The sequence below is a fragment of the Pseudomonas sp. P7758 genome (assembly GCF_013386485.1).
Lineage (GTDB): Bacteria > Pseudomonadota > Gammaproteobacteria > Pseudomonadales > Pseudomonadaceae > Aquipseudomonas.
Genome location: NZ_JACARS010000096.1, coordinates 36175 through 45426 on the forward strand (window position 1 = coordinate 36175; position 9252 = coordinate 45426).

The window sequence follows — 9252 nt, forward strand, 5'->3', positions numbered from 1 at the left end:
GACCCAGTTCCGAGGAGAGCAGTATGCACACCAAAGCCTTAGTTCTTTTTTCAGGCGGACAAGATTCAACCACCTGCCTTGCCTGGGCGCTGGAACGTTACGAGCACGTCGAGACCATTGGCTTTGATTACGGCCAGAGGCACCGAATCGAACTCGAATGTCGGCTGAATATCTTGCAGGAGGTACGTAACAGGTTTCCGAACTGGGCCAAGCGACTCGGAGAGGACCACGTGCTTGATCTCAAATTACTCGGCCAGATCAGCGATACGGCGATGACCGCTGAGAAAACTATAGAGTTTGAAAAGAATGGACTTCCCAATACGTTCGTACCCGGGAGGAATCTGCTGTTTTTGACGTTCGCTGCCACGATTGCCTACCGACGGGGCCTCACAGTGCTAGTCGGGGGGATGTGCGAAACCGACTACTCAGGCTACCCAGACTGCAGGGACAACACCCTCAAAGCCACCCAGGTGGCCTTGAGCCTCGGGATGGACGCTCCGGTGATCATTGAGACGCCCTTGATGTGGCTCAACAAAGCTCAGACCTGGCGTCTGGCCGAAGACCTAGGTAATCGAGATTTTGTCAGCCTGATTCAAGAAGAGTCCCACACCTGCTACCTTGGGACTCGACAGCATAAACATGAATGGGGCTACGGATGTGGAACGTGTCCGGCTTGCGAACTGCGCAAAACTGGATATGAGCAGTACATTCAAGAACGAGATTGACGATGGTTCAGCGGTGGCGGATCAAAGCACTCGCCACCCCGCTGAATCAGGTGAGTAAACCAAATGACTTACAGTATCAAAGAAATGTTTTACACCCTTCAGGGGGAAGGTAACCAAGCGGGTCGACCCGCGGTATTCTGCCGATTCTCAGGATGTAACCTCTGGTCGGGACGGGAGCAGGACAGGGCTAACGCCATCTGTACATTCTGCGACACCGACTTCGTCGGAACAGATGGTCAAGGTGGGGATAAGTTCAAAAATGCTGAAGCTCTCGCTCATGCTATTGATTCGTTTTGGCCAATATCCCACCAGAATCATAAGTATGTGGTATTGACCGGCGGAGAACCTTTACTTCAGGTCGATGACGCATTGATTGCCGCTCTGCATGAGTTAGACTTCACGATTGCCGTAGAGACGAATGGAACTATCGCACCACCCAAAGGTATTGATTGGATCTGCGTAAGCCCAAAATCCACCGCACAACTAAAGATAACTAAAGGTGACGAATTAAAACTCGTATTCCCGCAGCCCGACTCGATGCCCAATCAATTTGAGCACCTAGACTTCAAAAACTTCTACCTCCAACCCATGGACAACCAAAATACCAAAAATAACATTGAGGAAACCATCAAATACTGCAAAAGCAATCCTAAATGGCGTCTAGGCTTACAACAACATAAAATACTAAAAATACCTTAAACCACCAATAGACTTTCATAACCAACCACAGCACCTCACCACAAAACCTATAAAAACCTATAAAAAAACCAAACATTAGTTAACGAGACACTAAAAAATTTAAAGCTCGCGCCTAATCAACACAATATAAACCCCAACACAACACCGATAACAACAAGCGATGTCGTGCAGACCAAGAAATACCAGCGATATTCGTTGAATATTTCTTAGCCCCCCAAGCACCTCCATCTACTAGAAATTAAAAAAGACCCCACCTCTATTCGTTGACATTTAGATTAATAGGACTGCCTTTACACCAAAAAAATCTATAATGTTTACTTATAAGCTGTCTTTTTAGTTCACGTACACCGCGACTAACAATGTCCCTGCCTGCAGAGTATCCAAATTTTTCATTTTCCACTCCTCCTTCCAAAACTCCACAGGCATAGAGTCAATTAGTTTTCTCGCCGTCACCCCAACCTGCAGTTTTTCGATGCTTAAACGCTTCATCCCAGCCTTTCGAGTTCCGTCAACACACAACTCAAAATGCTGGCACTTCCCTTCCCCATGGGGAGCAGGGTTTGCAGGTCGCCGCGTGCTTCCTTCGCCGCGTAATAGGCCTGGTGCTTACTGCTTCTCCAGGCAAAAACGAAGATATCGGCGGTTACCGCCAGATGCTTAAGCCTGTCAGTTGCTACCACGTCGGCATTCAACTCTACCCGTGCCAGCGGCAAGAGCATTCGCAGGAATTGACGCGCACGCTGCCCGGCGGATTCAGTCAGCGTATAGATGCCGATTAAACCGTCGAAATCAGCATGCGCTGTTTCCGCATGCCCCTCTTCCTGAAAGGAAAAGGACTCCAGCAAGTTGGTACAACTGTAATCCTTTGCCAGTAGAGACAGGATTGCATGTTGAGTCGGCTTGAGACGATGATTCTGGGTGCGCGCCAACTCCACGACTGCCATAAAAAACCGCAGTCGCGATTCAATGTCTGGAGATCCATGCAGGGCCAGCATTTCAGCTGCATTGAGCGCCCAGTCGATGTTACCGGGAGTACTGTTCGCGGTAATTATCTCAGAGTAGGCATCGAGCGCTTCGACGTAGTCGTCCTTCGAGGGGCCAAGGCTGACCAACGCCTGTACGAGAGCAGAGGTCAATTCGAGTTCATTGGCCGAGACCACCCCACTCCATGCAACGATGCGGATTAGCATGGTGTAAAGCGGTATGAAGCCACGCACTGGATGTGCCAAGCGATCGACAAAGAACTCCACCAAGGCGCCGAAGGCATCGCGAAACACACATTCTGCCTCACCGCTCGCGTTGCCGATCTTCTCGGCCAACTGACGGCAGGCCTCTGGATCCGAAGCATAGGCCTCAGCACTCCAACGCGTGAGTGCCTCCTCCAGGATCTGCAGCGGAGGACGCTCACAGCGCCCGGCTTCAACATAGCGAACCCAGGCCATCCAATCGGTGTCAGGACGTTCTTGCGACACTTCTGAAGGCTCTGACTGCAACTGCTGCAGTCTGCTCAAATCACGTTTTGTCCATGTCGCACGCGCGGCTTCGGGTGCATTACCCACCGCTTCGAGCACCCGCCGAGTGGTTTCAATATCCTCTAGTTCCACTGCGCAACGCAGCATGGCACTGTACGTCCAAGCGCTGGGGAAGGATTCAAACGACAACTGCAGCGCCAACTCATAGTCGTCATCGGCTAAGGCCTGACGTGCCAATTCAAAGACATCGGAACGCAACGACGGGGCAGACACCAAACGGCTGGACCAATACTCGATCAGTTCTGGCCCAGCTTGAGCCGGATAAGCGGCAGCAATGGCCCCGCAACGCGCCACATTCGGTTCGTCCTGCACAAGTTCATAAAGCAGGAAGGCCTTCAGTACATTAGGTTGACGAACACCTTTCCGTTCCTTAAACAGCGGGCCGAAGTGACGCACGATGTCATTTCGAAAAACGGTCAGGATGGCTTCGACATTCGGGTCATCCTCGATGGCTGCGATATAAGTTGCATAAAGCGCCTCGACCAAGTCGGTGATGGTCTGAGCAGGTAAAGACAGACCTAGAACAGACTTGATCAGCGAGTAATCGTGCGCCAGTTGATACTGGCGACCGAGGCCGGCCAGCATGCGAATATCCAAATACTTGTGCTGTTCAACATCAATACGGCCGCTGGCAACCAATTCGTGGCGTAAATATTGAGCATCTGCCTCGTTACCGGCCAGTAGCGCCCGATCAAACTCAGCACGGATCTTGCCGAACGGACGTTGCGTGCGGTCAGGGATGTCTGGGCGGCGGCGCAGCAAACTAAGATACAACTGCAAGGATTGTGTAACATCGCCGCGCGCTGCCGAATTCACTGGTCGCAAGCAGAATACGAAACGGCCAAAGCGTTTCTGCAAGGCACACTCGATTTCGTCGCCACAATCGACCTGCAGTGGTTGGCCACGGAAATCGCTGTAACTTGGGCCGACAACAGCTGTCAACTCCTGCACCAATGCAACTGCCGATGCCTCATTGCTAGCCATTGCATACCAATGAGACGGCCCATCAGCATCGAATACCGGCAGCACAATAGGCGATTGGTAGCCTTGAGTAACAAAAGTTGCGATCCACGGGTTTACCTGCTCCAGCCATGCCGCCGGCGCGCTACCACCGACAATGGCTTCCCAGTGCAGGGCATTGCGCCCAAAGAAAAAACGCCCTAGCCAGGACTTTTCCTGAGAGGGCAAGACGTCAATCATGCAGCCTCCCTGTAGCGGGCGAATTCAAGGCGGGTTCGACCAAGATCGTGCTGATCGAGGGAGAACTCGACCCATTCGTCATTGATCATCATGCCGTTGTAGGTCAGGTTCATTGAACCCATCAACAGACAGCGCGTGAGCAGGATGCCCTTGGTATGCAATTGGCCGTGGATGTGCACCGCGAGTTGATCTTCCAGACAATGCTCACGAGTCAAATCGGCGATCCGGGTACGGAAGGCATCGTTGCTGGCTTCGCTCCGGGTGACGATATGCACTTTTGTACCGTAATTCATCAGAGTCACAAGGACATCGGCGAGGCGGATCTCTCGCCTCCCCCATTCGGGATTGAGGGCATCAAAGCTACCGGACCGATTGTCGATCAAGACAACATTGCTGATCCAAGGAGAAACGATCCAAATCTCGTGGCCGGGTTGCAACACTTCGGCCACGAACATAGTCTGCAATAACTCCTGGATCGTGGTGACGCCAGTGGTTTGCGTCTTGAAAATGCGCCGATGGAGAATGTTCATTGCACTGCCTCGACGAGTTCAATATCAGCTTCGATCATTGATTGGGTTTGGCGGATGCCCTGTAGGCGGGCATAAGCACGTAAGTAGCCGGATTCGACCGGATTGGTTACCAGTGCATTGAGCGCGGAAGCTAGGCGAACACGTTCGGTTTCCGGGCAGGTCAACGTAACTTGGCGGCCAGCGTTGAGTTGTTCGGCAGTTCGCAGCAACCAGTCACGGTCCAGCAGCGAAATGCAGACACGGTCGTCGCCGATGGTTTCCACCACCAAGAGGCGCTCGATCAAAGGCAATTCAATGAAGGGATTTCTTATCTTCAGTGCGGACTGGCGAATCGCCCGACCGCGGGGCCATAAGAGGCCATAGATAGCGCCAATGCGCCAAGCCGCGCGGTCGTTGCCTGGAGGGGAGCCGATGTCGGACACAATACGATCGATATCGTCCGATTGGCTTAGGTAATAACTCATAACGCGCAGATCGACCTCTATGCCGATACGCGCCTCCTCACTCTGCCAATGATCAAGCACTCGGGAAAGGTAGAGATCCGTCGCCGCGCCCGATCCCGGTCGCAGAACACGGTTACCAAGCGCCACTAAAAAACCGTGGAAGGGGGAGAAACCTTCCTGCAACAACTTCCGACGTAAGCGTTGGAAGGACTGTGTCATTTCTTCCTGGCTGGCGGCGGCACGGAATTGGCGCGCCAGTGCGGCGCTTTCCGAATCTCCGGTAACATTGTCCTCGGCCAGCAGGGTGACCATTTGTTTGAGTTGATGGTCGATCAACTCAAACTCGCCCATGCTCAGATTGGCGCGTACGGCAGCGAAGAAGCGGCGCGGGTCTTCCGCATAGCGCCGCATAAATTCCTCGATCAGTCCGTTGCCCCCCGGACTACGCTCGGTAAACCACGCCTCCACCGCTTCTGAGTCAAAGCCGACGGCTTGGCCGGGGAGTGCCGGGCCGCGTTCTAAGTCGACCGTCAGGTCTTCCGGATCAATGCTCGGGCATAGGTCGGTAATCGAACGTAGAAGTGCTGCAGCAAGCGTGGAATGGTAGACCCCACGTAGCCACGGTTCCCAGCCGGAATCGATTGGCTCCCAAAGCATGGCGCCAAACTCGTGCAATTCCGCAATCACGATGGGATCGCGCAGACAGGCATCCAGTTCCTGGCGTAACTTTTCTGGACTGCCCACCGTCTCGTCGCCGCCCTGCACCTCGACCACTTGCGACTGAAATAACAGGCTCAGCACATCTGGAAGCGAGATCGATGCCTGACCCTGTCGAATAGAGGCATCGGCTTCGGCCAAGCCGATCTGTCGGTGCATCGCTTCATAGGTCATGGCAGACAGGTAAATCTGTGCTAACCACTCGCGCATGAAGGGGCTTGCAATCATGGCCAAGCGCTCACCACGCCAAGCAAGGTCAATGAACCGAGCACTGCGTACTGCGCGCCACTTCGCTTCGTCGCCCGGAATCTGGCGTAGGTGCAAATTGGGAGGGATATCGATCTGGAACACCATACCGTCGGCGGCAAATTGCGCTCCCAAACCCACCGCTTGGTTCTCACGTTGAAACACCGTGTCGGTCCGCACCTTCTCCGCGCCAACACCAATCTCCGCCGAAGCGCCCACCGCGAAGCGTCGAATCTCTACTGGAGCATGGCGTGAGTGGGTAAAAAAGCCAATACGGGTGACGATCTCTGCCCACCGGCTGCCTGCGGGCGGCGTCAGCCAGCCCGGTTCGATGGTGGCGACGATTTGGCTATGCCATTCCAAGGAGGCATTCGACGAGTCTTTCACTGCCGCCGGGGGGGATTGCGGTGCCAGGCGTACCGGGCGGTAAACTGGCAGAGCTACCGTTTTACCGCCCCGGCGTACCAGATACTCCCCTAGCAGCACGTGGTTACCGATGGCATCGACATCGAGGCCGAAGACATCGCTACAGATGCCAGATCCGCTTTGGAAGTCCGGCGACGGTGCGATCCAGTGGCGCTCAGTACGATAGCGCACTCCATAGCGCCGGCTGACGCGACCGGGCGCGAACTCGCGCAGTGCGGCGAACACTGACATTACAGATGCATTGGAAGGACTTGCCGAGTGCGACTCTGGCAGATCGATGGCGACCTCGGCTAAATTGAGGTCAGCGAAAAGAGAACCCGGAATAAAGTCCGGTAACGGAGTGTTGAAGGCTTTGTAATCCTCCTGCGGGTTACCGTCTGCACTCCAGTGGCTCGCTAGACGCCGGAGCGCGGTCGGCAGCACAGTTGTCAACAACGGTCGCGGGTACTCCCACAGTAATGCCGACAACTCCTCGTCAGACAGGCGCAGCGCGCGGCGCAAATAGTCGGAGAGACGCCGGCTACCCGCTTCGGTTTCAAGAACACTACGCAGTTCACGTATTAGGCGCTGACGACGATGCGCATTGAGCTTGTCGCCACCGGCTAGGTCGCTCCAAACGCTACCTGCAGGACCGTCCTGCAGTCGCAATGCCAGATAATCTATGGTGGCATACACTGCTTGCATTCGGGTGATGTATCGGTTCGCCAAGGGCAAGGTACGGACAGGCAGTTCCGGATCGAACAGCAAATCGTAACTCTGGTAAGCAGCGCGATCGCGACCATAATCAGACAGCACGACCGCCGTCCATGGCCGCATGCCGCGGGTGCGGCCGCCGCGACCCTTACGCTGCAGGAAGCCCGCGATTCCGCGCGGCGCCTTGTGCTGGATCACTGCACCAACGACCGGATCGTCGAAACCCACTTCCAGGACGGCAGTGGCAACAATAACTTCCGCGCTGGCGTCAACACCACGATCCTGGGAGCTAACCCGCTTGATCACTAAACGGTGCTTGAGGCCCTCATGCAAGTCTTGGCAGAAGCGCCAGTCTTGCCCGTTGGCATAGCGCAAGAGAGAGGATCCGGCCTCGCGCAGTACTGCCAAACCGCCGTCAGGCGCATGGCGCATGTCAGGGTCGCCATAGCTATTGCGTCCTTCAGCACTGAGCAAGTCGAAATACAAACGATTGATCACATCTAGGTTATCGGTGAAGACGAAGGTGCGCTGGCCAAAGACGCCTCGACTGACCGACTGTTCCGGCTGCGCGGCTTTTGGATCGAGGCAGCGCTGCAGCACCATGGCGGTCTGAATGGTTGTGGACAGCAATGCCGTGCGCGAGACCGGATCGCCGCGCAGGGCAACCATATACTCGGCACCTTCGGATTCGATCTCGTCAGTACGCGGTGACACTTCATCTACAAGGTTCGTGCGACAACCTGTTAGCGCCGCGAAGAACTGTGAAGCTTCCCGCAAGGTCGCCGACAAGCCGACGAAGCGCAACGATTGATCGAGTAGCCGCTGCCAGCGCCGCATCAGATATGCGACTTGCGCACCGTGCTTACCTTCGTAAGTATGCACTTCATCCATCAACACCAGTTCCGGCGCATGCAGCGCCTTGGGGCCAACGCCGAAAAGATGCATCATAGAGTTGTCCGAGAGGCGCTGGTTCAGCATCTCGGTGGTGGTGAACAGGATGTCCGGTACGGAGTTCTTGAGCGATTCCCGGGTCAGCGGGAACACAGTGCCGTCCAACACTGCTTCACAAACAGCGCACACCAAACGTTCGCGTCCCTCCTTACGATCCTTGTGCAACCAGCGCAACTCGCCGCCACAGTCGAGACAGGCAAGAGTCGGACAGACCTGATCATTACCTATTTTTGGCCACTCACAGAAATGTGCGGAAAACGGGGTATCTCCATAGAGCGCACCAACGCGAATCAACACTTGATCCTTTTGCGGTAAACCGGCTTGAAGGCTACGGATGCGCTGCAAGACTTCGCGCAACTGATCCTTAAGCAGTTCGGTGCGGGGATACAAGGCGACCGCCTTGACCCAGCGCTCGGCCTTGCCTTCCACCAGCACATGGCGGTAAATCGATGCTAGCGCCGGTATGTAAAAGGCGAGAGTCTTACCACTGCCAGTACCCGCGCAAACGATGGTCGCCAAGTCCTTCCCAGTTTCGATCGCGCGCAAAATGCGCTGGGCAGCGCGTACCTGGAAGCCGGACAGACGGACAGTGCGATTGGGGGGCGTTAGCAGCGCTTTTACAGCCGCTAGCAGCGCCGGACTTGAGGCTGCCTCACCTATCATGGTCAACGCCTGCTCGACGGAGGTGTCTCGCGCCGGATAACGACGACGACGACGCAAAAAGCGAAAGTCGGCAACTAAGCTAGGGGCCTGCTGCCATCCACTTGATCCTGAGTGTTTCGGGAACAATTGCCGCAAGCGCTGCAGTAAGCGCACGGTTTCCGCCATGCGTGATCGGTAACCGATTGCGCCACCGCTCCTGGGTACCTCGGCAATCCATTTGCGTCGTCGTAGTTCCTCCAGGACATCCTCAGCAGAGAAAAAGTCCTCGATGCCATCGTCGATGGCTTCGTCGATCAGGGGATTGAGCAATTCGCTGAGTTCTTCATGACTGAAGACACCATCGACGATGCCCCAGACCAGCAACCTTGCTTCACGCTCTTCGATGCGATCCAGCACCAAGGCAAGAAAACGTTCGCGTGCTTCCAAG

5 protein-coding genes are annotated in these 9252 nt (G+C 55.1%); 2 read left to right on the forward strand and 3 right to left on the reverse strand.

Features of this window, described 5'->3' with window-relative positions:
* Positions 1 to 23: 23 nt before the first annotated feature.
* Positions 24 to 725: a 7-cyano-7-deazaguanine synthase QueC gene (gene queC / locus HX873_RS20830; RefSeq protein WP_177123136.1), complete on the forward strand. Its 702-nt coding sequence runs from the start codon at positions 24 to 26 to the stop codon at positions 723 to 725.
* A 63-nt stretch (positions 726 to 788) separates the two neighbouring features.
* Positions 789 to 1424: a 7-carboxy-7-deazaguanine synthase gene (queE, locus tag HX873_RS20835; RefSeq protein ID WP_177123137.1), complete on the forward strand. Its 636-nt coding sequence runs from the start codon at positions 789 to 791 to the stop codon at positions 1422 to 1424.
* A 485-nt stretch (positions 1425 to 1909) separates the two neighbouring features.
* On the opposite strand, the gene dpdD is transcribed toward queE, so the two are convergent.
* From dpdD to dpdJ, 3 genes are read right to left on the reverse strand one after another with little or no spacing between them, the layout of a single operon-like run.
* Positions 1910 to 4156, reverse strand: a complete 2247-nt coding sequence (gene dpdD, locus HX873_RS20840) for a protein DpdD (RefSeq protein WP_177123138.1) — start codon at positions 4154 to 4156, stop codon at positions 1910 to 1912.
* Complete coding sequence (gene dpdK, locus HX873_RS20845) at positions 4153 to 4686, reverse strand: phospholipase D-like domain-containing protein DpdK (RefSeq protein ID WP_177123139.1); 534 nt, start codon at positions 4684 to 4686, stop codon at positions 4153 to 4155. The genes dpdD and dpdK overlap by 4 nt, the downstream gene beginning before the upstream one ends.
* Positions 4683 to 9251: a protein DpdJ gene (dpdJ, locus tag HX873_RS20850; RefSeq protein ID WP_177123140.1), complete on the reverse strand. Its 4569-nt coding sequence runs from the start codon at positions 9249 to 9251 to the stop codon at positions 4683 to 4685. The genes dpdK and dpdJ overlap by 4 nt, the downstream gene beginning before the upstream one ends.
* Between the last annotated feature and the right edge of the window lies 1 nt (position 9252).

What these genes read in the sequence shown, in the direction of transcription:
- queC (WP_177123136.1), top strand. Translation starts at nt 24, where the DNA reads ATGCACACCAAAGCCTTAGTTCTTTTTTCAGGCGGACAAGATTCAACC.
- queE (WP_177123137.1), top strand. Translation starts at nt 789, where the DNA reads ATGACTTACAGTATCAAAGAAATGTTTTACACCCTTCAGGGGGAAGGT.
- dpdD (WP_177123138.1), bottom strand. Translation starts at nt 4,156, where the DNA reads ATGATTGACGTCTTGCCCTCTCAGGAAAAGTCCTGGCTAGGGCGTTTT.
- dpdK (WP_177123139.1), bottom strand. Translation starts at nt 4,686, where the DNA reads ATGAACATTCTCCATCGGCGCATTTTCAAGACGCAAACCACTGGCGTC.